The organism is Pseudomonas persica (assembly GCF_900291015.1).
In the GTDB taxonomy this organism is placed as follows: Bacteria; Pseudomonadota; Gammaproteobacteria; order Pseudomonadales; family Pseudomonadaceae; genus Aquipseudomonas.
Window position 1 is genome coordinate 203,656 of record NZ_OLKL01000048.1, and the last position, 24,044, is coordinate 227,699.

Consider the following 24,044-nt stretch of genomic DNA (forward strand, 5'->3'; position numbering starts at 1 on the left):
CTCTTCACTTAGGCTCTGCTGGTGGCGGCAGGGTGAACCCGGACACTGAACGGCGCATCTCGCTGGCCATGCGTGCCAGGTGGCGGATGCTGTCGGCGGTGGCGCCGGAGCCGGCGGAGGTCTGCGCGGTAATCTGCTGGATGACCGCCATGGTGTGAGAAATCTGCCCGGCCGACGAAGTCTGCAACTGGGCGGCATCGGAGATGCTGTGGATAAGGTCGGCGAGGTTCTGCGATACGCCTTCGATCTCGGCCAGCGCCACCCCGGCATCCTGGGCCAGGCGGGCACCGCGCACCACTTCGGCAGTGGTCTGCTCCATGGAGATCACCGCCTCGTTGGTATCGGCCTGGATGGTGCGCACCAGCGCCTCGATCTGCCGGGTAGCCGACGACGAGCGTTCGGCCAGGCGCTGTACTTCGTCGGCGACCACGGCAAAACCACGGCCGGCCTCACCGGCCAGCGAGGCCTGGATCGCCGCGTTGAGGGCGAGGATGTTGGTCTGGTCGGCGATGTCGTCGATCAGGCTGACAATGTCACCAATTTCCTGGGAGGACTCACCGAGGCGCTTGATCCGTTTGGCGGTGTCCTGGATCTGCTCGCGAATGTTGTCCATGCCGTTGATGGTGTTGTGCACCACCTCGTTGCCCTTGTTGGCGATCGCCACCGAGCGCTCGGCCACCTTGGCCGACTCGTAGGCATGCGCCGACACCCGGTCGATCGACTCGACCATGTCGCCAACCGCCTCGGACGCCTCGCTGATCTGCGCGGCCTGGTGCTCGGAGGCCTTGGCTAGCTGGCGTGCGGTGTTCTGCGTGTCCTGCACGGCGGCAGCGACCTGCACAGCACTGTGGTTGATGGTGGCGACCAGGTCGCGCAGCTGGTCCACGGAATAGTTGATCGAGTCGGCAATGGCGCCGGTGAAGTCTTCGGTCACCGATACGGTCACGGTCAGGTCGCCATCGGCCAGCTCTTCGATTTCGTCGAGCAGGCGCATGATCGCCTGCTGGTTGCGTTCGTTCTTTTCTGCCGTCTCGCGCAGTTGGCGGTTGGTGGTGCGCACCATGACCAGACCGATGAGGATGATCGAGGCCAGCGCCAGCAGGCCCAGGGCATAGCCGCCGACGGTGTCGAGGGTACGCCCGCCGGCCAGGTTCTCGAAACCGTTGGCCAGGTGCGAGGCCTCGTCGAGCAGGGTTTGCGACAGGCTGAAGAGGTTGCCCGCTGCCTCGCGCACGCGGAACAGTTCCGGCGATGTTTCGAGGATTTCATCCACCGAGCCGGCAACGAACTGGAACAGCTCGGCAATTTCGGCCAGGCGCGTGCGGGCGTCGGCGTCCTCGACGCGGGTTATCTGGATCGCCGCATTGCCATTGAGCATGCCCTCCAGCACCTGGCCGAAGCGCCCGGCATCACGGCCAAAGGCATCGGCCGCCTGGGCCGCGCTGTCGTCACCAGCCAGCACGGTATTGACCGAGCCGAGGATACGTTCGGCCAGCAGCAGTTGGCGCTGGGCCACCGCCACCTGGTTGGCCGGGGCGCCGCTCTGCAGCAGGATCTCGACCACTTTCTCGTATTCCACCTGCAACTGCGGCACGGTCTCGGCCAGGGTCGCCGCCACCTGGTGCAGCGACAGCACGGTCTGCTCGCTGGCCAGGATGGTATCGGTGTTCCTGCGCAGGTTTTCCCAGTCGTTGCGTACCGCTTCCATCTCGTCACGCACAGTGGGCGGCGCAGGCGGCAGGCCGGTGGACTTGTCACCTGCACGCAGGTAGCCCCAGCGCCGCTCGAAATCGTTGCGCGCATCCGACAGCAGCTTGAAGGCCAGGGCCTTGCCGGTGGCGGCCTCGGTAGCGTTCTTGGCGATGCGCTGCGACAGCACCCGCAGTTCGCCGGCATGGCCGATGTACTGCTTGTCGTAGTTGGACTGGGTGTTCAGGTAGGCGAAGTTGGCGAACAGCAGGATGATCGACAGGATCAGGATCAGGAACAGCACGGTGATCTGCGCGATGCTGCGGGTGCGCGGGGTCACGGTGGTGACGGGGGTGGCAGGCTTGTTCACGTTCGCAGGTCCTATAACGCCACATCGAGAAAGCCCGGCGCCTGGGCCAGGGCGAAGGGGCTGAAGATCGCCCAGTTGCGTTCACGCGGGAAATGCCCCTGCACGAAAGGTGCAGCGGCGCGGATCAGGGGCTGTGGTGGCGACAGTTGCAGGCTGTCCAGGGCAAAGTGCTGCAGGCCCAGCACCTCGTCCACCAGCAGGCCGACGAACAGGTCCTCGTGGTCCAGCACCAGTACCCGCCGCTGCTTGCCCGGGGCGGCGTGGCCCAGGCCGAAGAAGCTGCTCAGGTCCATCACCGGCAACAGCCGGCCGCGCAGGTTGGCCACCCCGCACACCCACGGCTGCACCCCGGGGACGCGGCTACTGCGCGGTTCGCGCAGCACCTCGGCCACCTCGCCCATGGGCGCGACGAACCATTGCCCGGCAACGCGAAAGCCGATACCGCTCCACTGTTGCAGGCGGTTGTCCTGCGGCGGCTGGTCAGCGACCAGCAGGCGGCAGCGCCGGTCGATGTCCAGCAACAACTCGAAGGCGGTCAGCGACGCGCCCTGCGGGCGGGTGGTCAAGCCCCAAGCACTTCTTTGAGCTTGGCGATCAGCGCGTCCTCTTCCACCGGCTTGGTCAGGAAGTCACGGGCGCCCTGGCGCGTGGCCCAGATGCGGTCGGTTTCCTGGTCCTTGGTGGTAACCACGATCACCGGGATGGCGCTGGTTTCCGGGTCCTTGCTGAGCTGGCGGGTGGCCTGGAAGCCGTTCATGCCGGGCATGACGATGTCCATCAGCACCGCGTCTGGCTTGTCCTGCCGGGCCAGGGCCACGCCATCGGCACCGTTGTTGGCCTTGAGCACCTGGTAGCCGTGCTTTTCCAGCCACTCGGTCAATCGGTACATCTCTGTCGGCGAGTCGTCGACAATCAGAACTCGGGCCATGCTGGTTCCCCATCAGGAAAAAAAGACCGTGCCATGGCGGGGCGCAGTCAGGGTACGTGTTGTTGGGCTGCGGCAAAACCGGGCACGTGGGCGCGGATCGCGTCGAGCAGTTCTTCCTTGCTGAACGGTTTGGTCAGGAACTGGTCGGAGCCGACCACCCGGCCACGGGCCTTGTCGAACAGGCCGTCACGTGACGACAGCAGAATCACCGGGGTGTCCTTGAAGGCACTGTTGTGCTTGATCACCGCGCAGGTCTGGTAGCCGTCCAGGCGCGGCATCAACACATCGACGAAGATGATGCTGGGCTGGTGGTCGACGATCTTGGCCAGGGCATCGAAGCCATCGCTGGCGGTGATCACCTCGCAGCCCGCTTCACCGAGCAACATCTGCGCGGTGCGGCGGATCGTGCGCGAATCGTCGATCACCATCACCTTCAGGGGTTGTTCCATCTGTTGGGCTACCATTTGCCGAAATTCCGGGGCCGTTGTGGGAGCGGCCTTGCGTCGCGAAAGGGCTGCGCAGCAGCCCCATGGGCCTGTCATTCAGCACTATGACTGGCATTTTTAGCACACTCCGGGTGCCCGTTCCATCTGCCGCGCCCCTTGACCGGCGGCGTTCACAGCGCCACCCTGAGCCACTTTTCTTTCGATCCATCGCGGCCGCGTGCCGCCAAGAGGAACCACCCCATGAGCGTTCGCCTCGGCATTGTCATGGACCCCATCGCGTCCATCTCCTACAAGAAGGACAGCTCGCTGGCCATGCTGCTGGCCGCCCAGGCACGCGGCTGGAGCCTGTTCTACATGGAGCAGCGCGACCTGTACCTGGGCGCCGGCCAGGCCCGTGCGCAGATGCGCCCGCTGAAAGTGTTCGCCGACCCGGCCCGCTGGTTCGAGTTGGGCGAGGAGCAGGACAGCGCGTTGGCCGACCTGGACGTGATCCTGATGCGCAAGGACCCGCCCTTCGACATGGAGTTCGTCTACAGCACCTACCTGCTGGAGCAGGCCGAGCGCGAGGGCGTGCTGGTGGTCAACCGCCCGCAGAGCCTGCGCGATTGCAACGAAAAACTGTTCGCCACCCAGTTCCCGCAGTGCATGTCACCGACCTTGGTCAGCCGCCGTGCCGACATCCTGCGTGAGTTCGCCACCACCCACGGCGACGTGATCCTCAAGCCGCTGGACGGCATGGGCGGCACCTCGGTATTCCGCCACCGCCCGGGGGACCCCAACCTGTCGGTGATCCTCGAAACCCTGACCCAGCACGGTGGCCAGCAGATCATGGCGCAGGCCTATTTGCCCGAGATCAAGGACGGCGACAAGCGCATCCTGATGATCGACGGCGAGCCGGTGGACTACTGCCTGGCGCGCATCCCGGCCAGCGGCGAGACCCGTGGCAACCTGGCCGCCGGCGGCCGTGGCGAGGCACGCCCGCTGACCGAGCGCGACCGCTGGATCGCCGCCCAGGTCGGCCCGACCCTGCGCGAGAAGGGCCTGCTGTTCGTGGGCCTGGACGTGATCGGCGACTACCTCACCGAAATCAACGTCACCAGCCCCACCTGCATCCGCGAGATCGATGCCGCCTACAACACCGATATCGGCGGGCAATTGATGGATGCCATTGATCGCCAGCTGAAGGCGCGCTGACCGCCGACGCACGGCAACAACCCAGAGTGGGGTATGATGCGGGTCCTTTTTGCCTGGCCTGCTACCCCGCCCTGCGGTTGCTGGATACCTGATGACGCTGCCCGCTGACATCCCCGCCGACCTGCTGCCCCCCCGTGTTCGCCCGGTGGACCGGCTCGGCTTCACCCTGTTCCTGGCTGCCCTGGTGCACCTGGCGCTGATCCTCGGCGTCGGCTTCAGCGTGGTCAAGCCTGCCGAAATCCGCCACACCATGGACATCACCCTGGCCACCTTCAAGAGCGAGAAACCGCCGGAGAAGGCTGATTTCCAGGCCCAGGACAACCAGCAGGGCAGTGGCACCCTGGACAAGAAAGCGCTGCCCAAGACCACCGAACTGGCGCCGTTCCAGGACAGCAAGATCAACAAGATCACCCCGCCACCTGCGGCCAGGCCCGAGGTTGTGCCGCCCCCTGTCCCGCAGAAGTCGGCGGTCGTGACCACGGCACCCAAACCGCAAAAGGTCGAGCCCAAGCCCAGGGAAAGCAAGCCGCAGCCCAAGCCGGCAGCCCCCGCACCGGACTTCGACAGCTCGCAGCTGTCCAGCCAGATCGCCAGCCTGGAGGCGGAGCTGTCCAACGAGCAGCAGATGTACGCCAAGCGCCCGCGCATCCACCGGCTCAATGCCGCCTCGACAATGCGCGACAAGGGCGCCTGGTACAAGGAAGAATGGCGCAAGAAGGTCGAGCGGGTGGGTAACCTGAACTACCCCGACGAAGCGCGCCGGCAGCAGATCTACGGCAACTTGCGCATGATGGTGTCGATCAACCGCGATGGCTCGCTGTACGAAGTGCTGGTGCTGGAGTCGTCCGGGCAACCGGTACTGGACCAGGCGGCGCAGCGCATCGTGCGCCTGGCCGCGCCATTTGCGCCGTTTACCGGGGACCTGGCCGAATTTGACCGACTGGAAATCATCCGTACCTGGCGCTTTGCCCGTGGCGACCGTCTGTCCAGTAACTGATCCGGTGTCTGCACGATTCCCTGTGGGAGCGGGTTTACCCGCGAATGCGCCAGATCAGGCAATGATGTCGCCAGGCCGGACGCATTCGCGGGTCAACCCGCTCCCACAGAGATCGAGCAAGCCTCGTTGAGCACCTTGTCAGCCTCGCTACCTGGCGCCACACTATCCCCCATGAAAACCCTGACGCCGAGCTACCTCAAGCATCAGTTCCTGATCGCCATGCCGCACATGGCCGATCCGAACTTCGCCCAGACCCTCACGTACATCGTCGAGCACAATGCCCATGGCGCCATGGGCCTGGTGGTCAATCGGCCGCAGGAGCTGAACCTGGCCGACATCCTCGAGCAACTGCGCCCGGACGAAATGCCACCGGCCAGCACCTTGCAGGTGCCGATCTACCTGGGTGGCCCGGTACAGACCGACCGTGGCTTCGTGCTGCACAGCAGCGAATGCAGCTTCCAGGCCACCGTGGCGCTGGAAGGGCTGTCACTGACTACCTCGCAGGATATATTGCTTGCCATCGCCGCCGACGTAGGCCCGAAACAGAGCCTGATCACCCTGGGTTATGCCGGCTGGGAAGCGGGCCAGCTGGAAGCGGAGCTTGCCGACAACGCCTGGCTCAACTGCCCGTTCGACCCGGAAATCATCTTCGGCCTGACCAGCGACCTGCGCCTGGAAGCCGCCGCCGCCAGCCTGGGCATCAACCTGAACCTGCTGACCAGCCAGGCGGGCCACGCCTGATGGCTGAACTACACCCTGAACTGCGTCTGCTGCTGGGCTTCGACTACGGCAGCAAACAGATCGGCGTGGCCGTCGGCCAGGTCGTCACCGGCCAGGCCCGCGAGCTGTGCACCTTGAAGGCGCAGAACGGCGTGCCGGACTGGGCCCAGGTAGAAAAGCTGATTGCCGAATGGAAGCCCGACGCCATCGTCGTCGGCCTGCCGCTGAACATGGACGGCACCCCCAGCGAAATGAGCGCGCGCGCGGAAAAGTTCGCCCGCCGTCTGCATGGCCGCTTCAACCTGCCCGTGCACACCCACGACGAACGCCTGACCACCTTCGAGGCCAAGGGCGAACGCATGGCCCGTGGCGGTCAGCGCGGCAGCTACCGCGACAACCCGGTCGATGCCATCGCCGCCGCCCTGTTGTTGCAAGGCTGGCTGGAGGCCAACACCTGATCATCTTTGCCGCCGGGCCAGCCCGGCGCCCCCTTCCGAGGAGCCCGCAATGAGCCTACCCAATCCCGCCGAACTGATCCGGCAGATGGCTGACGACCTTCGCGCCCACCTGGCCCGCCAGGCAATTACCGAACCGCGTTACATCGGTATCCGCACCGGCGGTGTCTGGGTTGCCCAGGCCCTGCAGGAAGCCATGGGCGATACCAGCCCCATGGGCACCCTGGACGTCTCGTTCTATCGCGACGACTTCAGCCAGAACGGCCTGCACCCGCAAGTGCGCCCGTCCGAGCTGCCGTTCGAAGTCGAGGGCCAGCACCTGGTGCTGGTGGATGACGTGCTGATGAGCGGCCGCACGGTGCGCGCCGCGCTCAACGAACTGTTCGATTATGGCCGCCCGGCCAGCGTCACCCTGGTCTGCCTGCTGGACCTGGATGCCGGCGAACTGCCAATCCGCCCGAATGTGCTCGGCGCCACCCTGTCGCTGGCCGCCCATGAACGGGTAAAATTGACCGGACCCGCACCGCTCGCCCTCGAGCGCCAGGACCTCGCCTCCGCTTCCGCCCTTTAAGAGTCCCCCGCGATGACGCCAATCGACGCCAAGCGCCCGCTGCAGCTCAATGATCAGGGCCAGCTGCGCCACTTCCTCTCGCTCGACGGTTTGCCCCGTGAACTGCTCACCGAGATCCTCGACACCGCCGACTCCTTCCTGGAAGTCGGTGCCCGGGCCGTGAAGAAAGTCCCGTTGCTGCGCGGCAAGACCGTGTGCAACGTGTTCTTCGAGAACTCCACCCGTACCCGTACCACCTTCGAACTGGCGGCCCAGCGCCTGTCGGCCGATGTGATCAGCCTGAACGTGTCGACTTCCTCGACCAGCAAGGGCGAGACCCTGTTCGACACCCTGCGCAACCTCGAAGCCATGGCCGCCGACATGTTCGTGGTGCGCCACTCCGACTCCGGCGCCGCGCACTTCATCGCCGAGCACGTGTGCCCGGAAGTTGCCGTGATCAACGGCGGTGACGGCCGCCACGCGCACCCGACCCAGGGCATGCTCGACATGCTTACCATCCGCCGCCACAAGGGCAGCTTCGAGAACCTTTCGGTGGCCATCGTCGGTGACATCCTGCACTCGCGCGTGGCCCGCTCCGACATGCTGGCGCTGAAAGCGCTGGGCTGCCCGGACATCCGCGTGGTCGGCCCGAAAACCCTGATCCCGATCGGTATCGAGCAGTACGGCGTGAAGGTGTACACCGACCTCGCCGAAGGCCTGAAGGACGTCGATGTGGTGATCATGCTGCGCCTACAGCGTGAGCGCATGGCCGGCGGCCTGCTGCCCAGCGAAGGCGAGTTCTACCGCCTGTTCGGCCTGACCACCGCGCGCCTCGCCGCGGCCAAGCCCGACGCCATCGTCATGCACCCGGGCCCGATCAACCGTGGCGTGGAAATCGAGTCGGCGGTGGCCGACGGCAAGCATTCGGTGATCCTCAACCAGGTCACCTACGGCATCGCCGTGCGCATGGCCGTGCTGTCCATGGCCATGAGCGGGCAGAACGCGCAACGTCAATTCGACCAGGAGAACGCCCAGTGACCATCAGTATTCTCGGCGCCCGGGTCATCGACCCCAACAGCGGCCTGGACCAGGTCACCGACCTGCACCTGGACGGCGGCCGCATTGCCGCCATCGGCGCCGCCCCGGCCGGGTTCAGCGCCAGCCGCACGATCCAGGCTGATGGCCTGGTCGCCGCGCCCGGCCTGGTCGACCTCGGTGTGTCCCTGCGCGAGCCGGGCTACAGCCGCAAAGGCAATATCGCCAGTGAAACCCGCGCCGCCGTCGCCGGCGGTGTCACCAGCCTGTGCTGCCCGCCGCAGACCAAGCCGGTGCTGGATACCTCGGCCGTGGCCGAGCTGATCCTCGACCGCGCCCGCGAGGCCGCCAACAGCAAGGTCTACCCGATCGGCGCCCTGACCAAGGGCCTGGAGGGCGAGCAGCTGGCCGAGCTGGTGGCCCTGCGCGATACTGGCTGCGTGGCCTTTGGCAATGGTCTGAAGGAAATCCCCAACAACCGTACCCTGGCCCGCGCCCTGGAATACGCCGCCACTTTCGACCTGACCGTGGTGTTCCACTCCCAGGACCGCGACCTGGCCCACGGCGGCCTGGCCCATGAAGGTGCCATGGCCAGCTTCCTCGGCCTGCCGGGCATCCCGGAAAGCGCCGAGACCGTGGCCCTGGCGCGCAACCTGCTGCTGGTGGAACAGACCGGCGTGCGTGCGCACTTTACCCAGATCACCAGCGCCCGAGGCGCGCGGCTGATCGAGCAGGCCCAACAGCTAGGCCTGCCGGTGACCGCTGACGTAGCGCTGTACCAGCTGATCCTCACCGACGAATCGCTGCGTGAGTTCTCCAGCCTGTACCACGTGCAGCCACCGCTGCGCACCACTGCCGACCGTGACGGCCTGCGTGCGGCGGTGAAGTCGGGGGTGATCCAGGCGATCTCCAGCCATCACCAACCACACGAACGCGACGCCAAGCTGGCCCCGTTCGGCGCCACCGAGCCAGGCATCAGCAGCGTCGAACTGCTGCTGCCGCTGGCCATGACCCTGGTGCAGGACGGCCTGCTCGACCTGCCAACCCTGCTGGCCCGTTTGAGCAGCGGCCCGGCGGCAGCCCTGCGCCTGCCGGCCGGTGAGCTGAAAGTGGGCGGCGCGGCCGACCTGGTGCTGTTCGACCCGCAAGCCTCGACCGTGGCCGGCGAGCAATGGTTCTCGCGTGGCGAGAACTGCCCGTTCATCGGCCACTGCCTGCCGGGTGCGGTACGTTATACCTTGGTCGATGGGCACGTCTGCCACGAGGCCTGAGTAAAGCTATTCGCGGGTAACCCCGCTCCCACAGGGACACCGCTGTTTTCAAGGGCAGCGCAATACCTGTGGGAGCGGGTTTACCCGCGTATGATCCAACACAGGCCTACCTGCCAAACCTGACCATTCATCCCCCACGGTTGAAATCCTTCCCCCCACCCCCATATGAGTCTGCATCAGGCACTTTCGCCCCGCTGCGTGGAGACTCTCCCCTTGACCACCATCGTTTCTGTCCGCCGTAACGGCAAAGTCGTCATGGGCGGCGACGGCCAGGTATCCCTCGGCAACACCGTGATGAAAGGCAACGCCAAGAAGGTGCGCCGCCTGTACCACGGCCAGGTCATCGCGGGCTTCGCCGGCGCCACCGCCGATGCCTTCACCCTGTTCGAGCGCTTTGAAGGCCAGCTTGAGAAACATCAGGGCCACCTGGTCCGCGCCGCCGTCGAGCTGGCCAAGGAGTGGCGTACCGACCGTTCCCTGAGCCGCCTGGAAGCCATGCTGGCCGTGGCCAACAAGGACGCCTCCCTGATCATCACCGGCAACGGCGACGTGGTCGAACCCGAAGACGGCCTGATCGCCATGGGTTCCGGCGGCGCCTACGCCCAGGCCGCAGCCCGCGCCCTGCTGGACAAGACCGACCTCTCGGCCCGTGAAATCGCCGAGACCGCCCTGAACATCGCCGGCGATATCTGCGTGTTCACCAACCACAACCTGACCATCGAGGAGCAGGACCTGGCCGAGTAATCAGTTGTTCTGGCGTCCCGCTGCAAGCGGGACTTTTCCACGCTGATTCATTCTGCCCGAGGACCCTATTGATCATGTCCATGACCCCCCGTGAGATCGTCCACGAACTCAACCGCCACATCATCGGCCAGGACGACGCCAAGCGCGCCGTGGCCATCGCCCTGCGCAACCGTTGGCGGCGCATGCAGCTCCCTGCCGAGCTGCGTGCCGAAGTCACCCCGAAGAACATCCTGATGATCGGCCCGACCGGCGTCGGCAAGACCGAAATCGCCCGCCGCCTGGCCAAACTGGCCAACGCGCCGTTCCTCAAGGTCGAAGCCACCAAGTTCACCGAAGTGGGCTACGTGGGCCGCGACGTCGAGTCGATCATCCGCGACCTGGCCGATGCCGCGCTGAAGATGCTGCGTGAGCAAGAGATCATCCGCGTGCGCCACCGCGCCGAAGACGCCGCCGAAGACCGCATCCTCGACGCCCTGCTGCCGCAGGCGCGGGTCAGCAGCTTCGCCGAGGAAGCCGCGCAGACCAGCACCGATTCCAACACCCGCCAGCTGTTCCGCAAGCGCCTGCGCGAAGGCCAGCTGGACGACAAGGAAATCGAGATCGAAGTGGCTGATGCCGTGGGCGTCGAGATTGCCGCGCCGCCCGGCATGGAAGAAATGACCAACCAGCTGCAGAGCCTGTTCGCCAACATGGGCAAAGGCAAGCGCAAGGCGCGCAAGCTGAAGGTGAAAGAAGCGCTGAAGATGGTTCGCGATGAAGAAGCGAGCCGCCTGGTCAACGAGGATGAACTCAAGGCCAAGGCCCTGGAAGCGGTCGAGCAGCACGGCATCGTGTTCATCGACGAAATCGACAAGGTTGCCAAGCGCGGCAACGTTGGCGGTGCCGACGTCTCCCGTGAAGGCGTGCAGCGCGACCTGCTGCCGCTGATCGAAGGCTGCACCGTCAACACCAAGCTGGGCATGGTCAAGACCGACCACATCCTGTTCATTGCCTCGGGCGCGTTCCACCTGAGCAAGCCGAGCGACCTGGTGCCCGAGCTGCAAGGCCGCCTGCCGATCCGCGTGGAGCTCAAGGCCCTGACCCCGGAAGACTTCGAGCGCATCCTGCAAGAGCCGCACGCGTCGCTGACCGAACAGTACCAGGCCCTGCTCAAGACCGAAGGCCTGAACATCGAGTTCCTCGCCGACGGCATCAAGCGCCTGGCCGAGATTGCCTACCAGGTCAACGAGAAGACCGAGAACATCGGTGCCCGCCGCCTGCACACCCTGCTCGAGCGTTTGCTCGAAGAGGTGTCGTTCAGCGCTGGCGACCTGGCCAGCAGCCATGACGAAGCGCCGATCCAGATCGACGCGGCGTATGTGAACAGCCACCTGGGTGAGCTGGCGCAGAACGAAGACCTGTCGCGTTACATCCTGTAAGACCGCAGGGGCCGCTGTGCGGCCCAATCGCCGGCAAGCCAGCTCCCACAGGCTCACCACAATCCTCAAGACTGTGCAGCACCTGTGGGAGCTGGCTTGCCGGCGATTGGGCTGCAAAGCAGCCCCCCTTGCACAATCCCCCGAATCTCCCGAAGCTGTGCACCATCAGCTCCCGAGAGATTCCAGCCATGGCCCGCCTGCCCACCGCCATCAACCTGCACAAAGCCTCGAAAACCCTCAGCCTCACCTACGCCCCTGGCGAGGTCTACCACTTGCCCGCCGAATTCCTGCGCGTGCATTCCCCCTCCGCCGAGGTCCAGGGCCACGGCAACCCCATCCTGCAGTTCGGCAAGATCAACGTCGGCCTCAGCGGCCTGGAACCTGCCGGCCAATATGCACTGAAACTGACCTTCGACGACGGCCATGACAGCGGCCTGTTCACCTGGAAATACCTCGAGCAGCTGTGCCTGCGCCAGGAACAGCTGTGGGCCGAGTACCTCGACGAACTGCACAAGGCCGGGAAGTCCCGCGACCCCGCCGAGTCGGTGGTCAAACTCATGCTCTAGCGCAAGGCCTGCCGGGTTTAGAGCGCATTTTCTAAAATCATCTGTTTGAATGCCTTGCAGACAGCCCAGTGAAGGGCTGTCTTGCGCATTACATGAAAGTCAGGTAACCAATGGAGGGTGGCAAGTTCCCTGCATCAAAATGCAGGTAGTCAGAACCCCCGCAGCACCGCTGTTCCTTATCACTGGTCACCCGAGTAGCAGTACCGGGCTCAGCGCTGTGTACCCGCCACAGCAACCGGTACTCGTCTCAGGACAACGGAGCGTCGTAGATGAGTAACAAGAACAACGATGAGCTGCAGCGGCAGGCCTCGGAAAACACCCTGGGGCTGAACCCGGTCATCGGTATCCGTCGCAAGGACCTGTTGAGCTCGGCACGCACCGTGCTGCGCCAGGCCGTGCGCCAACCGCTGCACAGCGCCAAGCATGTGGCCCACTTTGGCCTGGAGCTGAAGAACGTGCTGTTGGGCAAGTCCAACCTTGCCCCGGAAAGCGACGACCGTCGCTTCAATGACCCGGCCTGGAGCAACAACCCGCTGTACCGCCGCTACCTGCAAACCTACCTGGCATGGCGCAAGGAGCTGCAGGACTGGATTGGCAGCAGCGACCTGTCACCTCAGGACATCAGCCGCGGCCAGTTCGTCATCAACCTGATGACCGAAGCCATGGCACCGACCAACACCCTGTCCAACCCGGCAGCGGTCAAACGCTTCTTCGAAACCGGCGGCAAGAGCCTGCTCGATGGCCTGTCCAACCTGGCCAAGGACCTGGTCAACAACGGCGGCATGCCCAGCCAGGTGAACATGGACGCCTTCGAGGTGGGCAAGAACCTGGGCACCAGCGAAGGTGCCGTGGTGTACCGCAACGATGTGCTGGAGCTGATCCAGTACAGCCCCATCACCGAGCAGGTGCATGCCCGCCCGCTGCTGGTGGTGCCGCCGCAGATCAACAAGTTCTACGTATTCGACCTGAGCCCGGAAAAGAGCCTGGCGCGTTACTGCCTGCGCTCGCAGCAGCAGACCTTCATCATCAGTTGGCGCAACCCGACCAAAGCCCAGCGCGAATGGGGCCTGTCCACCTACATCGATGCGCTCAAGGAGGCGGTCGACGCGGTGCTGGCGATTACCGGCAGCAAGGACCTGAACATGCTCGGAGCCTGCTCCGGCGGCATCACCTGCACCGCGTTGGTGGGCCACTATGCCGCACTTGGCGAGAACAAGGTCAATGCCCTGACCCTGCTGGTCAGCGTGCTGGACACCACCATGGACAACCAGGTCGCGCTGTTCGTCGACGAGCAAACCCTGGAGGCCGCCAAGCGCCACTCGTACCAGGCCGGTGTGCTCGAAGGCAGCGAGATGGCCAAGGTGTTCGCCTGGATGCGCCCCAACGACCTGATCTGGAACTACTGGGTCAACAACTACCTGCTCGGCAACGAGCCGCCGGTGTTCGACATCCTGTTCTGGAACAACGACACCACGCGCCTGCCGGCCGCCTTCCACGGCGACCTGATCGAAATGTTCAAGAGCAACCCGCTGACCCGCCCGGATGGCCTGGAAGTGTGCGGCACGCCGATCGACCTGAAGAAAGTGCAGTGCGACATCTTCAGCGTGGCCGGCACCGCCGACCACATCACCCCGTGGCAGTCGTGCTATCGCTCAGCGCACCTGTTCGGCGGCAAGATCGAGTTCGTGCTGTCCAACAGCGGCCATATCCAGAGCATCCTCAACCCGCCAGGCAACCCCAAGGCACGCTTCATGACCGGTGCCGATCGCCCGGGTGACCCGGTCGCCTGGCAGGAAAACGCCACCAAGCATGCCGACTCCTGGTGGCTGCACTGGCAAAGCTGGCTGGCCGAGCGTGCCGGTGAGCTGAAAAAGGCGCCGACCCGCCTGGGCAACCGAGCCTATGCCGCCGGCGAAACCGCCCCGGGCACCTACGTTCACGAGCGTTGAGCTGCAGCGCCGTGGCCACCTGCAGGGTGCCACGGTGTTCATTCACCCAAGAGTCACGCGCATGCCGCAACCCTATATATTCAGGACCGTCGAACTGGACAACCAGTCCATCCGCACCGCCGTCCGCCCGGGCAAGCCGCACCTGACGCCGTTGCTGATCTTCAACGGCATCGGCGCCAACCTGGAGCTGGTGTTTCCGTTCATCGAAGCACTGGACCCGGACCTGGAAGTGATCGCTTTCGATGTGCCCGGGGTCGGAGGCTCGTCCACGCCGCGCCAGCCGTACCGCTTCCCCGGGCTGGCCAAGCTGACGGCACGTATGCTCGACTACCTCGACTATGGCCAGGTCAACGTCATCGGCGTGTCCTGGGGCGGTGCCCTGGCCCAGCAGTTCGCCCACGACTACCCCGAGCGCTGCAAGAAGCTGGTGCTGGCCGCCACCGCCGCCGGTGCGGTGATGGTACCCGGCAAGCCCAAGGTGCTGTGGATGATGGCCAGCCCACGGCGCTACGTGCAGCCGTCGCATGTCATCCGTATTGCGCCGATGATCTATGGCGGCGGCTTCCGGCGCGACCCGGACCTGGCCATGCAGCATGCTGCCAAGGTGCGCTCCGGCGGCAAGATGGGCTACTACTGGCAGCTGTTCGCCGGGCTTGGCTGGACCAGCATCCACTGGCTGCACAAGATCCAGCAGCCAACCCTGGTGCTGGCCGGCGACGACGACCCGCTGATCCCGCTGATCAACATGCGCCTGCTGGCCTGGCGGATTCCCAATGCCCAGCTACACATTATCGACGACGGCCATCTGTTCCTGATCACCCGGGCCGAGGCCGTCGCCCCGATCATCATGAAGTTCCTCCAGCAAGAACGACAGCGCGCCGTCATGCACCCTCGCCCGGCTACGGGTGTGTGAAAGCGCCGCAAAACCCTGTGGGAGCGGGTTTACCCGCGCCCACGGGCCCGTGCTAAATCAGTAAGTATGTTTAGTCATGAAACACCAGGTCAGGACGAGGGAGTGTTGCCATGAAAGACAAACCGGCCAAAGGAACGCCAACGCTTCCCGCCACCCGCATGAACGTGCAGAACGCCATCCTCGGCCTGCGCGGCCGTGACCTGATTTCCACGCTGCGCAATGTCAGCCGCCAAAGCTTGCGCCACCCGCTGCACACCGCGCACCACCTGTTGGCTCTGGGCGGCCAGCTGGGCCGGGTGATGCTGGGTGACACACCGTTTCAGCCGAATCCGCGCGATTCACGCTTCAACGACCCGACGTGGAGCCAGAACCCGTTCTACCGCCGCGGCCTGCAGGCCTACCTGGCCTGGCAGAAGCAGACCCGCCAGTGGATCGAGGAAAGCCACCTGGACGACGATGACCGGGCCCGTGCGCATTTCCTGTTCAACCTGATCAACGATGCCCTGGCTCCGAGCAACTCGCTGCTCAACCCGCTGGCGGTCAAGGAGCTGTTCAACAGCGGCGGCCAGAGCCTGGTACGCGGCGTGGCCCACCTGCTCGATGACCTGCGCCACAACGACGGCCTGCCACGCCAGGTCGACGAGCGCGCCTTCGAAGTGGGTGGCAACCTGGCCGCGACTGCCGGCGCCGTGGTGTTTCGCAACGAGCTGCTGGAGCTGATCCAGTACAAGCCGATGAGCGAAAAGCAGCATGCCAGGCCACTGCTGGTGGTGCCGCCGCAGATCAACAAGTTCTACATCTTCGACCTCAGCTCGACCAACAGCTTCGTCCAGTACATGCTCAAGAGCGGCCTGCAGGTGTTCATGGTCAGCTGGCGCAACCCCGACCCGCGTCACCGCGAATGGGGCCTGTCCAGCTATGTGCAGGCCCTGGAAGAAGCGCTCAACGCCTGCCGCAGTATCAGCGGCAACCGCGACCCCAACCTGATGGGCGCCTGCGCCGGCGGCCTGACCATGGCCGCGCTGCAGGGCCACCTGCAAGCCAAGCACCAGCTGCGCCGGGTGCGCAGCGCCACCTACCTGGTCAGTCTGCTGGACAGCAAGTTCGAAAGCCCCGCCAGCCTGTTCGCCGACGAGCAAACCATCGAGGCCGCCAAGCGCCGCTCCTACCAGCGCGGCGTGCTGGATGGCGCCGAGGTGGCGCGGATCTTCGCCTGGATGCGGCCCAACGACCTGATCTGGAACTACTGGGTCAACAACTACCTGCTCGGCAAGACACCACCCGCCTTCGACATCCTTTACTGGAACGCCGACAGCACGCGCCTGCCCGCCGCGCTGCATGGCGACCTGCTGGACTTCTTCAAGCACAACCCGCTGACCCACCCCGCCGGCCTGGAGGTGTGCGGCACGCCCATCGACCTGCAGAAGGTCGCGCTGGACAGCTTCACCGTGGCCGGCAGCAACGACCACATCACCCCGTGGGACGCGGTGTACCGCTCGGCCTTGCTGCTGGGTGGCGACCGGCGCTTCGTGCTGGCTAACAGTGGGCACATCCAGAGCATCATCAACCCGCCCGGCAACCCCAAGGCCTACTACCTGGCCAACCCCAAGCTGTCCAGCGACCCGCGCGCCTGGTTCCACGACGCCAAGCGCAGCGAAGGCAGCTGGTGGCCGTTGTGGCTGGAGTGGATCACCCCTCGTTCCGGCCCGCTCAAGGCACCGCGCAGCGAGTTGGGCAACGCCACCTACCCACCGCTGGGCCCAGCGCCGGGCACCTACGTGCTGACCCGATGAGCATGCCGACTGGATGAAGACGCGCGACCGTATCCTGGAATGTGCCCTGCAGCTGTTCAACCAGCAGGGCGAGCCGAACGTATCCACCCTGGAAATTGCCAACGAACTGGGCATCAGCCCCGGCAACCTGTACTACCACTTCCACGGCAAGGAGCCGTTGGTGCTAGGGCTGTTCGAGCGCTTTGAAGAGGCGCTGATGCCCTTGCTCGACCCGCCGCTGGAGGTACGCCTGGACGCCGAGGATTACTGGCTGTTCCTGCACCTGATCGTCGAACGCATGGCGCAGTACCGCTTCCTGTTCCAGGACCTGTCGAACCTGACCGGGCGCCTGCCCAAACTGGCCCGCGGCATGCGCAGCCTGATCAATGCGCTCAAGCGCACGCTGGCGGCCTTGCTGGCCAGCCTCAAGGGCCAGGGACTGGTAGAGAGCGAGACCCAGGCGCTGGGGCAACTGGTGGAGCAGATCACCCTGACGCTGATGTTCTCGCTGGATTACCAACGGGTGCTGGGGCGCGAAGGGGATGTGGGGATTGTGGTGTACCAGGTGATGATGCTGGTGGCGCCGCATCTGCAGGCCCAGGCGCGGGCGGCGGCGGAGCAGTTGGCGGTGCGCTACCTGGAGGGGTAAGCCTGACAGGAATGTATTGCAGCAGCCGACGCATTCGCGGGTGAACCCGCTCCCACAGGTACGGTGCAGAGCTTACAAGCGGCGCAGTACCTGTGGAAGCGGGTTTACCCGCGAAGAAGGCGACGCGGAATCAGATCAGAGTGCCGGTGCCTGTCGGTGCCGAAGGCGGGTTGCTGGCCGGAGCCGCAGCTGCTGCCGGTGCCGGGGTAGCGGCCGGAGCAGCGCTGGCCGCTGGAGCGGCCGGCTTGGCCGGTGCTTTCTTCACTGCAGGTTTCTTCGCCGCGGCCGGCTTGGCCGCTGCCGGTTTCGCCGCAGGTTTGGCTGCTACCGGTTTGGCAGCCGCCTTGGCAGCAGGTTTCGCCGCGGCAGTTTTGGCCGCCGGCTTGGCCGCCGCGGTTTTCGCCGCTGCCGGCTTGGCCAGTGGCTTGGCCGCCGCTTTGCTCGCAGCCGGTTTGGCCGCAGCAGTGCGCGACGAAATCGGCGTAACCGAAGCACCGGTCAGTTTCTCGATCTGCTTGGTCAGGCTGTCCACCTGCTGGTGCAGGGCCTTGATCTCGTTGCGGCTCGGCACGCCAAGGCGCGAGATGGCGCTGTTCAGGCGCTTGTCGAAGGCCTCTTCGAGTTCGCTCCACTTGCCCAGCGCACGGTCCTTCACGCCCGACACACGCGAAGTGGTCGACGACTTGGCGGTTTCCGCCACATCTTCAGCGGTCTTCTTCGCCTGCTTCTCGGCCTTCTCGCCATCCTTCACCAGCGAGTCGAACAGCTTCGGGCCGTCCTGGTCGATCTTCGAATAGATACCCAGCCCCGCCAGCCAGATCTTGCGGGAGTACTTCTCGATCCCGCCGACCCAGGAGCTGCCCTCTTTCTCGGAACTCTTCTTGCCAGCCATCCTGCTCTCCTTATGGTTTGTGCGCGACGCGCTCGAGCAGCTCGTGCAGCTGTTCAAGCTTGATGGACAACGCCTCAACGTCATGTTTAGACGGAATGCCCAGGCGATTCAAGGCACGACCGACCCGCGCGTCGAAAGCTTTTTCGATCTTGTCCAGTTGAACTTCGACCTTGCCACGTACGCGGCTGACCTCCTGGGTCGCTTCGTCGATCTGGTTGTTGGCAGCATCAAGCTCTTTGTCGATGCGCTTCTTGCCACGCTGCTCGACGCCTTCGCCGGCCTTGACCAGCTCATTGAAGTAGTCGGAGCCTTCCTGGCCCACACGCGCATAGGCGCCGATGCCCGCCAGCCAGATCTTGCGCGCGTAGCCGCGCACCTCGCCCAGCGTGCCCGGGGCGTCGTCCTTTTTCTTCACAGTCACTTTGGCCATGCTCTGTACCTCATGCTCATGAGTGGAGGAGGAACCGCCCATGGAGGTTGGGCTTGAGCACAAGGTAGAGAGGGAAATTAGAATCTTCACCCTAAGGTGAACGAGCATGGCCCGGGAAGGGATCAGGCCAGGGCTTTGTCCAGCGCCCGCTCGATCTCGCCCTTGATGGTGCCGCTCATCATCGACAACATCATGCCCAGCTTCAGCTCCACGCGGATGCTGTCTTCGCCGATGTGCACGCTGCCGTTGGCACCGCTGCGCGCCACGTCGACCCGGTCACCGTTCCAGGTGGCCTTGAGGTCGTACTCACGGGTCAGTTTGTCGACCAGCGCTTCGGCCTTGGCACGGGCGGCATCGCGGCCGAGGGAATGTTTGCGTTCGACGCTGATCTGGGTCATGCGGGTGTTCCTGAAGATGAAGACATAATGGACATTATGCCCGCCCCTGCCCACTGGCACACCCCGCCAAGACAAATCCGCCCGTTCGCCCTAGAATGGCGGTAATTTTTTCCGGTGAAGCGATATGAACGACCAGCGCAAAGGCGACCACGCCGAACCCACCACCCATTTCGGTTACCAGGACGTCCCTGAAAGCCAGAAGGCGAAGAAAGTCGCCGAGGTGTTCCACTCGGTGGCGGCCAAGTACGACCTGATGAACGACGTGCTTTCCGGCGGCATGCACCGCCTGTGGAAGCGCTTCACCATCGAGCTGTCGGGCGTACGCGCCGGCAACCGTGTACTGGACATCGCCGGCGGTACCGGCGACCTGGCAGCCAAGTTCTCGCGGCTGGTCGGCCCGACCGGTCAGGTAGTGCTGGCCGACATCAACGAGTCGATGCTCAAGGTCGGCCGTGACCGCCTGCTCGACCGTGGCGTGGCCGGCAACATCGAGTTCGTCCAGGCCGACGCCGAGAAGCTGCCATTCCCGGACAACCACTTCGACTGCGTGACCATCGCCTTCGGCCTGCGCAACGTCACCCACAAGGACGAAGCCATCCGCTCGATGCTGCGCGTGCTCAAGCCGGGCGGTCGCCTGCTGGTGCTGGAGTTCTCCAAGCCGACCAACAAGCTGATGTCCAAGGCCTATGACGCCTATTCGTTCGCCTTCATGCCGCTGGCCGGCAAGCTGATCACCAACGATTCGGAAAGCTACCGTTACCTCGCCGAGTCGATCCGCATGCACCCCGATCAGGAAACGCTCAAGGCCATGATGGTCGAGGCCGGTTTCGACCGCGTCACCTACCACAACATGACCAGCGGCATCGTCGCCGTGCACCGGGGAATCAAGCCCTGATGCTGCTGGCCGGGCTGCTCGCCAGCGTCGAACATGGCCTGAACCGCGTCCTGCGCATGGACAGCACGGCCCTGCCGCGGCTGGCCACGCTGGACGGCAAGGTCATCGAGATCGACTGCCGGCAGCCGGCCCTGCAGGTGTTCATCCTGCCCGATGAAGAGGGCCTGATGCTCGCCGCCCACTGGCAAGGCGAGGTCGACTGCAGCCTGCGCGCCCCGGCCGGCAGCCTGGCGCAACTGGCCCTGGCCAAGGACAAGACTGCCGTGCTGCACAGCCCGCAGGTCGAACTGCATGGCGACAGCGCCGTGTTGCTCGACCTGTTCGGTGTGCTGCAGGACCTGGAACTGGACTGGGAGCACGAACTGCAACGCTGGCTCGGCCCGGTCGCCACGGCGCTGCTGGCCGGCCACATCCGCCTGCGCGCACGCTGGACCCGCCAGGGCCTGGCGCGCTTCAGCCAGAACCTTTCCGAGTACCTGGCCGAAGAGTCCCGCACCCTGGTCGGCAAGCGCGAAGCCGAAGCCGCCTTCAGCGAGCTCGATGCCCTGAAGCTCGATACAGAACGCCTCGAGGCGCGCCTCAAGCGCCTCTCCCGATCCCTTGATACCAGCGATAACGCATGAAGCTGCTCGCCGTCCGCCGTCTTTTTCGCATCCAGCGTGTGGTGATCCGCTACCGTCTCGATGACCTGCTGTTCGACCTGCCGCTGCCCTGGTGGCTGATGAGCCTGCGCCTGCTGATGCCGTGGCGCTGGCTGCCGCGCAAGCCGTGCGAGCTCAGCCGTGGCGCGCGCCTGCGCCTGGCCTTGCAGGACCTGGGGCCGATCTTCATCAAGTTCGGCCAGTTGTTGTCCACGCGCCGTGACCTGCTGCCCAACGACATTGCCGATGAGCTGATGCTGCTGCAGGACCGCGTGCCGCCGTTCGACCCCAAGCAGGCCGTGGCATTGATCGAGGCACAGCTGGGCGCCCCGGTGACGCAACTGTTCAGCCGCTTCGACGTCGAGCCGCTGGCCTCGGCCTCGGTGGCCCAGGTGCACGCTGCGCGCCTGAAAAGTGGCGAGGAAGTGGTGGTCAAGGTGGTGCGTCCAGGCCTGAAGCCGGTGATCGCCCAGGACCTGGCCTGGCTGTTCCTGATCGCCAAGGCCGCCGAACGCGCTTCGGCCGACGCCCGCCGCCTGCACCCGGTGGAAATCGTCGGCGACTACGAAAAAACCATCTACGACGAGCTCGACCTGCTGCGCGAAGCGGCCAACGCCAGCCAGCTGCGGCGCAACTTCGAAGACTCCGAACTGATGTACGTGCCCCAGGTGTACTGGGACCTGTGCCGCCCCAAGGTGCTGGTGATGGAGCGCATCTACGGCGTGCCGGTGACCGACATGGCCACCTTGGTCGACCAGCGCACCGACATGAAGCTGCTGGCCGAACGGGGCGTGGAGGTGTTCTTCACCCAGGTGTTCCGCGACAGTTTCTTCCATGCCGACATGCACCCCGGCAATATCTTCGTCAGCACGGTCAAACCGTGGAGCCCGCAGTACATCGCCATCGATTGCGGTATCGTCGGCAGCCTGACCGCCGAGGACCAGGACTACCTGGCGCGCAACCTGATCGCTTTCTTCAAGCGTGACTACCGCCGCGTCGCCGAGTTGCACATCGACTCGGGCTGGGTGCCGGCGCACACCAAGGTCAACGAGTTCGAAGCGGCGATCCGCACCGTCTGCGAGCCGATCTTCGAAAAACCGTTAAAGGATATTTCCTTCGGCCAGGTGCTGATGCGCCTGTTCCAGACCGCCCGGCGCTTCAACATGGAAGTGCAGCCGCAGCTGGTATTGCTGCAGAAGACCCTGCTCAACATCGAAGGCCTGGGCCGCCAGCTGTACCCCGACCTGGACCTGTGGAGCACCGCCAAGCCATTCCTCGAGCGCTGGATGCGCGACCGCATGAGCCCCAAGGCCGTGCTCGGCAACATCCACAGCCAGGTCGAGCAACTGCCGCACCTGGCCGACATGGCCCGCGACCTGCTCGAGCGCCTGTCACAACCGCACCTGCACGATCCGCAACTGCCGGAGCGGCGGCGTCAGGGCGACCGCTGGGCGCTGCGCCTGCTCGGCGCCGGCCTGCTCGGCGGTGGCGCGGTGCTGGCCGCTGGCGCTGCCGCAGTCGCCAGCCTGGCCGCCCCTGCCGCGTGGCCGGCCTGGCTGATGCTGGCCGCCGGCCTTTACCTGATCGTGCGCCAATAGCCAGCCGCGTCCATGGCTGGCACACTAGCGCAAAGGGCCCGGCACAGGAGCGGGCCCGCTTTGGAGTCGACGATGAAAGACTGGCTGGACGAGATCAAGTGGAACAGCGAGGGCCTGGTACCGGCGATCGCCCAGGACCACAAGACCGGACGCGTGCTGATGATGGCCTGGATGAACCGCGAATCGCTGGCCCTGACCGCCGCCGAGCAACGCGCCATCTACTGGTCGCGTTCGCGTGGCAAGCTGTGGCGCAAGGGCGAGGAGTCCGGGCATGTGCAGAAGCTGCATGAAATGCGCCTGGACTGCGATGCCGACGTGATCATCCTGATGGTCGAGCAACTGGGCCATATCGCCTGCCATACCGGCCGTGAAAGCTGCTTCTACCGCGTCTTCGAAGACGGCCAGTGGAAAACCGTCGACCCGGTCCTGAAAGACCCGGATGCCATCTACAGCGCAGGACACTGACATGAGCGACACCCTCAACCGCCTGGCCGAAGTGCTTGAAGAACGCAAGCACGCGGCGCCCGACAGCTCCTACGTGGCCAGCCTGTACCACAAGGGCCTGAACAAGATCCTCGAAAAGCTTGGCGAAGAGTCGGTCGAGACGATCATTGCCGCCAAGGACGCAGCGCTCAGCAAGGATTACAGCGATGTCATCTACGAGACCGCCGACCTGTGGTTTCATAGCCTGGTAATGCTCAGCGCGCTGGGCCAGCATCCGCAGGCTGTGCTTGACGAACTGGAACGCCGTTTCGGGCTGTCCGGGCATGATGAGAAGGCCGCACGCCAGCCGTCCGCCTGATGTATTTTCGGGGCCCGCTCCCAAAAGGGTTGCAATGCAACCCCGAAAGGGCCAACACACATTTTTCAGGAGTACGAAATGGGTATCTTTGACTGGAAACACTGGATCGTCCTGCTGGTCGTCGTAGTCCTGGTGTTCGGCACCAAGAAGCTGAAAAACTTCGGCAGCGACCTGGGCGAGTCGATCAAGGGCTTCCGCAAGGCCATGAGCGACGAAGAGAACAAACCGGCCGAGCAGACTCCGCCGCCTGCCCAACCCGTTCCACCAGTGCAGAACACTGCCCAGCAGAACCAGGGCCACACCATCGAAGGCCAGGCCCAGCCGGCCCAAGAGCCGCAGCGGAAAGACTGACCCATGTTCGGCATCAGTTTCAGCGAGCTGCTGCTCGTCAGCCTGGTCGCCTTGCTGGTGCTCGGCCCCGAGCGCCTGCCTGGTGCCGCGCGCACGGCAGGCCTGTGGATCGGCCGGCTCAAGCGCAGCTTCAATAGCATCAAGATGGAAGTGGAGCGCGAAATCGGCGCCGACGAAATCCGCCGTCAGCTGCACAACGAGCACATCCTGCAGATGGAAGAGGAAGCCAAGCGCATCCTCAACCCGATGAGCCCACCGACGCAGCCGCCCGTCACCACCGCCACCGTGCAGCCCCCCGCCGGGCTCGAAGCCAGGCCAGCCGACACAGCTGCCACCCTGGCCACGCCTTCTGAAACGCCTCAACCGCCGCG

At 64.9% G+C, this 24,044-nt stretch carries 28 protein-coding genes; 21 read left to right on the plus strand and 7 right to left on the minus strand.

The annotated features are described in order from the left end of the window. Positions 1-4: 4 nt before the first annotated feature. Genes FQ664_RS23750 through FQ664_RS23765 form a run of 4 tightly spaced genes read right to left on the minus strand, consistent with a single transcriptional unit; the run spans position 5 to position 3,436 of the window. A complete protein-coding gene (locus FQ664_RS23750) occupies positions 5-2,059 on the minus strand; it encodes a methyl-accepting chemotaxis protein (protein ID WP_144175310.1) in 2,055 nt (684 codons plus the stop codon). An 11-nt stretch (positions 2,060-2,070) separates the two neighbouring features. Beyond that, positions 2,071-2,625 carry a chemotaxis protein CheW gene (locus FQ664_RS23755; RefSeq protein WP_144175312.1) on the minus strand — a complete coding sequence of 185 codons (555 nt, stop codon included), beginning with the start codon at positions 2,623-2,625 and terminating at the stop codon, positions 2,071-2,073. After that, positions 2,622-2,987 carry a twitching motility response regulator PilH gene (gene pilH, locus FQ664_RS23760; RefSeq protein ID WP_025340906.1) on the minus strand — a complete coding sequence of 122 codons (366 nt, stop codon included), beginning with the start codon at positions 2,985-2,987 and terminating at the stop codon, positions 2,622-2,624. Before pilH ends, FQ664_RS23755 begins: the two co-directional genes overlap by 4 nt. 47 nt (positions 2,988-3,034) lie before the next feature. Further along, positions 3,035-3,436, minus strand: a complete 402-nt coding sequence (locus FQ664_RS23765) for a response regulator (RefSeq protein ID WP_144175314.1) — start codon at positions 3,434-3,436, stop codon at positions 3,035-3,037. Positions 3,437-3,673: 237 nt separating this feature from the next. On the opposite strand from FQ664_RS23765, the gene gshB reads away from it, so the two are divergent. The 14 genes from gshB to FQ664_RS23835 all read left to right on the plus strand — a co-directional run bounded on the left by gshB (position 3,674) and on the right by FQ664_RS23835 (position 17,666). Further along, positions 3,674-4,627, plus strand: coding sequence for a glutathione synthase (gene gshB, locus FQ664_RS23770; protein ID WP_144175316.1), 954 nt, complete (start codon positions 3,674-3,676; stop codon positions 4,625-4,627). Between the two features lie 91 nt (positions 4,628-4,718). Further along, positions 4,719-5,624 carry an energy transducer TonB gene (locus FQ664_RS23775; protein WP_144175318.1) on the plus strand — a complete coding sequence of 302 codons (906 nt, stop codon included), beginning with the start codon at positions 4,719-4,721 and terminating at the stop codon, positions 5,622-5,624. Between the two features lie 171 nt (positions 5,625-5,795). Beyond that, the gene (locus FQ664_RS23780; RefSeq protein ID WP_144175320.1) at positions 5,796-6,365 is read left to right on the plus strand and encodes a YqgE/AlgH family protein; all 570 of its coding nucleotides are present in this window, start codon (positions 5,796-5,798) and stop codon (positions 6,363-6,365) included. Further along, positions 6,365-6,802, plus strand: coding sequence for a Holliday junction resolvase RuvX (gene ruvX, locus FQ664_RS23785; RefSeq protein ID WP_144175322.1), 438 nt, complete (start codon positions 6,365-6,367; stop codon positions 6,800-6,802). The genes FQ664_RS23780 and ruvX overlap by 1 nt, the downstream gene beginning before the upstream one ends. Positions 6,803-6,851: 49 nt before the next feature. Beyond that, complete coding sequence (pyrR, locus tag FQ664_RS23790) at positions 6,852-7,370, plus strand: bifunctional pyr operon transcriptional regulator/uracil phosphoribosyltransferase PyrR (protein ID WP_144175324.1); 519 nt, start codon at positions 6,852-6,854, stop codon at positions 7,368-7,370. Between the two features lie 12 nt (positions 7,371-7,382). Next, positions 7,383-8,387: an aspartate carbamoyltransferase catalytic subunit gene (locus FQ664_RS23795; RefSeq protein ID WP_144175326.1), complete on the plus strand. Its 1,005-nt coding sequence runs from the start codon at positions 7,383-7,385 to the stop codon at positions 8,385-8,387. Continuing rightward, complete coding sequence (locus FQ664_RS23800; protein WP_144175328.1) at positions 8,384-9,655, plus strand: dihydroorotase; 1,272 nt, start codon at positions 8,384-8,386, stop codon at positions 9,653-9,655. The genes FQ664_RS23795 and FQ664_RS23800 overlap by 4 nt, the downstream gene beginning before the upstream one ends. Before the next feature lie 213 nt (positions 9,656-9,868). Beyond that, positions 9,869-10,399, plus strand: a complete 531-nt coding sequence (gene hslV, locus FQ664_RS23805; RefSeq protein ID WP_063912003.1) for an ATP-dependent protease subunit HslV — start codon at positions 9,869-9,871, stop codon at positions 10,397-10,399. A gap of 74 nt (positions 10,400-10,473) precedes the next feature. Then, positions 10,474-11,817, plus strand: a complete 1,344-nt coding sequence (hslU, locus tag FQ664_RS23810; RefSeq protein ID WP_144175330.1) for an ATP-dependent protease ATPase subunit HslU — start codon at positions 10,474-10,476, stop codon at positions 11,815-11,817. A gap of 188 nt (positions 11,818-12,005) precedes the next feature. Next, positions 12,006-12,383: a gamma-butyrobetaine hydroxylase family protein gene (locus FQ664_RS23815; protein ID WP_144175333.1), complete on the plus strand. Its 378-nt coding sequence runs from the start codon at positions 12,006-12,008 to the stop codon at positions 12,381-12,383. A gap of 269 nt (positions 12,384-12,652) precedes the next feature. Further along, positions 12,653-14,332, plus strand: coding sequence for a class II poly(R)-hydroxyalkanoic acid synthase (gene phaC / locus FQ664_RS23820; RefSeq protein ID WP_144175335.1), 1,680 nt, complete (start codon positions 12,653-12,655; stop codon positions 14,330-14,332). Between the two features lie 61 nt (positions 14,333-14,393). Then, the gene (gene phaZ / locus FQ664_RS23825) at positions 14,394-15,245 is read left to right on the plus strand and encodes a poly(3-hydroxyalkanoate) depolymerase (RefSeq protein ID WP_144175337.1); all 852 of its coding nucleotides are present in this window, start codon (positions 14,394-14,396) and stop codon (positions 15,243-15,245) included. Between the two features lie 110 nt (positions 15,246-15,355). Next, on the plus strand, positions 15,356-17,038 hold the full coding sequence (phaC, locus tag FQ664_RS23830) for a class II poly(R)-hydroxyalkanoic acid synthase (protein ID WP_144175339.1): 1,683 nt from the start codon (positions 15,356-15,358) through the stop codon (positions 17,036-17,038). A gap of 13 nt (positions 17,039-17,051) precedes the next feature. After that, positions 17,052-17,666, plus strand: coding sequence for a TetR/AcrR family transcriptional regulator (locus FQ664_RS23835; protein ID WP_144175341.1), 615 nt, complete (start codon positions 17,052-17,054; stop codon positions 17,664-17,666). A 130-nt stretch (positions 17,667-17,796) separates the two neighbouring features. Here FQ664_RS23835 and FQ664_RS23840 read toward each other — a convergent pair whose 3' ends face one another. From FQ664_RS23840 to FQ664_RS23850, 3 genes are all read right to left on the minus strand, one after another. Then, the gene (locus FQ664_RS23840; RefSeq protein ID WP_144175343.1) at positions 17,797-18,558 is read right to left on the minus strand and encodes a phasin family protein; all 762 of its coding nucleotides are present in this window, start codon (positions 18,556-18,558) and stop codon (positions 17,797-17,799) included. Positions 18,559-18,568: 10 nt separating this feature from the next. Further along, the gene (locus FQ664_RS23845; protein WP_144175345.1) at positions 18,569-18,988 is read right to left on the minus strand and encodes a phasin family protein; all 420 of its coding nucleotides are present in this window, start codon (positions 18,986-18,988) and stop codon (positions 18,569-18,571) included. Between the two features lie 122 nt (positions 18,989-19,110). Further along, on the minus strand, positions 19,111-19,386 hold the full coding sequence (locus tag FQ664_RS23850) for a polyhydroxyalkanoic acid system family protein (RefSeq protein WP_144175347.1): 276 nt from the start codon (positions 19,384-19,386) through the stop codon (positions 19,111-19,113). A 124-nt stretch (positions 19,387-19,510) separates the two neighbouring features. Here FQ664_RS23850 and ubiE point away from each other — a divergent pair, with 124 nt between their 5' ends. The 7 genes from ubiE to tatB all read left to right on the plus strand — a co-directional run. Then, a complete protein-coding gene (gene ubiE, locus FQ664_RS23855) occupies positions 19,511-20,281 on the plus strand; it encodes a bifunctional demethylmenaquinone methyltransferase/2-methoxy-6-polyprenyl-1,4-benzoquinol methylase UbiE (protein ID WP_013974541.1) in 771 nt (256 codons plus the stop codon). Next, the gene (locus FQ664_RS23860; protein ID WP_144175349.1) at positions 20,281-20,904 is read left to right on the plus strand and encodes a ubiquinone biosynthesis accessory factor UbiJ; all 624 of its coding nucleotides are present in this window, start codon (positions 20,281-20,283) and stop codon (positions 20,902-20,904) included. The genes ubiE and FQ664_RS23860 overlap by 1 nt, the downstream gene beginning before the upstream one ends. Further along, positions 20,901-22,520: a ubiquinone biosynthesis regulatory protein kinase UbiB gene (gene ubiB, locus FQ664_RS23865; RefSeq protein ID WP_144175350.1), complete on the plus strand. Its 1,620-nt coding sequence runs from the start codon at positions 20,901-20,903 to the stop codon at positions 22,518-22,520. The genes FQ664_RS23860 and ubiB overlap by 4 nt, the downstream gene beginning before the upstream one ends. 72 nt (positions 22,521-22,592) lie before the next feature. Beyond that, positions 22,593-22,985, plus strand: a complete 393-nt coding sequence (gene hisI, locus FQ664_RS23870; protein ID WP_013974544.1) for a phosphoribosyl-AMP cyclohydrolase — start codon at positions 22,593-22,595, stop codon at positions 22,983-22,985. A 1-nt stretch (position 22,986) separates the two neighbouring features. Next, positions 22,987-23,322 (plus strand): phosphoribosyl-ATP diphosphatase, encoded by a 336-nt coding sequence (locus FQ664_RS23875; RefSeq protein WP_144175353.1) that lies wholly within the window; start codon positions 22,987-22,989, stop codon positions 23,320-23,322. Positions 23,323-23,400: 78 nt separating this feature from the next. Then, positions 23,401-23,673, plus strand: coding sequence for a twin-arginine translocase TatA/TatE family subunit (locus FQ664_RS23880; RefSeq protein ID WP_025340917.1), 273 nt, complete (start codon positions 23,401-23,403; stop codon positions 23,671-23,673). A 3-nt stretch (positions 23,674-23,676) separates the two neighbouring features. Then, positions 23,677-24,044, plus strand: a 368-nt coding sequence (gene tatB, locus FQ664_RS23885; RefSeq protein ID WP_144175355.1) for a Sec-independent protein translocase protein TatB, incomplete at its 3' end; no start/stop codon positions are given.

Excerpts from the sequence above, each read along its gene's own strand:
- FQ664_RS23775 (WP_144175318.1), top strand. The coding sequence starts at position 4,719 with ATGACGCTGCCCGCTGACATCCCCGCCGACCTGCTGCCCCCCCGTGTT.
- hisI (WP_013974544.1), top strand. The coding sequence starts at position 22,593 with ATGAAAGACTGGCTGGACGAGATCAAGTGGAACAGCGAGGGCCTGGTA.
- pyrR (WP_144175324.1), top strand. The coding sequence starts at position 6,852 with ATGAGCCTACCCAATCCCGCCGAACTGATCCGGCAGATGGCTGACGAC.
- FQ664_RS23765 (WP_144175314.1), bottom strand. The coding sequence starts at position 3,436 with ATGGAACAACCCCTGAAGGTGATGGTGATCGACGATTCGCGCACGATC.
- ubiE (WP_013974541.1), top strand. The coding sequence starts at position 19,511 with ATGAACGACCAGCGCAAAGGCGACCACGCCGAACCCACCACCCATTTC.
- FQ664_RS23880 (WP_025340917.1), top strand. The coding sequence starts at position 23,401 with ATGGGTATCTTTGACTGGAAACACTGGATCGTCCTGCTGGTCGTCGTA.
- phaC (WP_144175339.1), top strand. The coding sequence starts at position 15,356 with ATGAAAGACAAACCGGCCAAAGGAACGCCAACGCTTCCCGCCACCCGC.
- hslU (WP_144175330.1), top strand. The coding sequence starts at position 10,474 with ATGTCCATGACCCCCCGTGAGATCGTCCACGAACTCAACCGCCACATC.
- FQ664_RS23780 (WP_144175320.1), top strand. The coding sequence starts at position 5,796 with ATGAAAACCCTGACGCCGAGCTACCTCAAGCATCAGTTCCTGATCGCC.
- FQ664_RS23835 (WP_144175341.1), top strand. The coding sequence starts at position 17,052 with ATGAAGACGCGCGACCGTATCCTGGAATGTGCCCTGCAGCTGTTCAAC.
- FQ664_RS23875 (WP_144175353.1), top strand. The coding sequence starts at position 22,987 with ATGAGCGACACCCTCAACCGCCTGGCCGAAGTGCTTGAAGAACGCAAG.
- phaZ (WP_144175337.1), top strand. The coding sequence starts at position 14,394 with ATGCCGCAACCCTATATATTCAGGACCGTCGAACTGGACAACCAGTCC.
- FQ664_RS23860 (WP_144175349.1), top strand. The coding sequence starts at position 20,281 with ATGCTGCTGGCCGGGCTGCTCGCCAGCGTCGAACATGGCCTGAACCGC.
- FQ664_RS23815 (WP_144175333.1), top strand. The coding sequence starts at position 12,006 with ATGGCCCGCCTGCCCACCGCCATCAACCTGCACAAAGCCTCGAAAACC.
- ubiB (WP_144175350.1), top strand. The coding sequence starts at position 20,901 with ATGAAGCTGCTCGCCGTCCGCCGTCTTTTTCGCATCCAGCGTGTGGTG.
- phaC (WP_144175335.1), top strand. The coding sequence starts at position 12,653 with ATGAGTAACAAGAACAACGATGAGCTGCAGCGGCAGGCCTCGGAAAAC.
- FQ664_RS23850 (WP_144175347.1), bottom strand. The coding sequence starts at position 19,386 with ATGACCCAGATCAGCGTCGAACGCAAACATTCCCTCGGCCGCGATGCC.
- FQ664_RS23840 (WP_144175343.1), bottom strand. The coding sequence starts at position 18,558 with ATGGCTGGCAAGAAGAGTTCCGAGAAAGAGGGCAGCTCCTGGGTCGGC.
- ruvX (WP_144175322.1), top strand. The coding sequence starts at position 6,365 with ATGGCTGAACTACACCCTGAACTGCGTCTGCTGCTGGGCTTCGACTAC.
- FQ664_RS23845 (WP_144175345.1), bottom strand. The coding sequence starts at position 18,988 with ATGGCCAAAGTGACTGTGAAGAAAAAGGACGACGCCCCGGGCACGCTG.
- gshB (WP_144175316.1), top strand. The coding sequence starts at position 3,674 with ATGAGCGTTCGCCTCGGCATTGTCATGGACCCCATCGCGTCCATCTCC.
- pilH (WP_025340906.1), bottom strand. The coding sequence starts at position 2,987 with ATGGCCCGAGTTCTGATTGTCGACGACTCGCCGACAGAGATGTACCGA.
- FQ664_RS23795 (WP_144175326.1), top strand. The coding sequence starts at position 7,383 with ATGACGCCAATCGACGCCAAGCGCCCGCTGCAGCTCAATGATCAGGGC.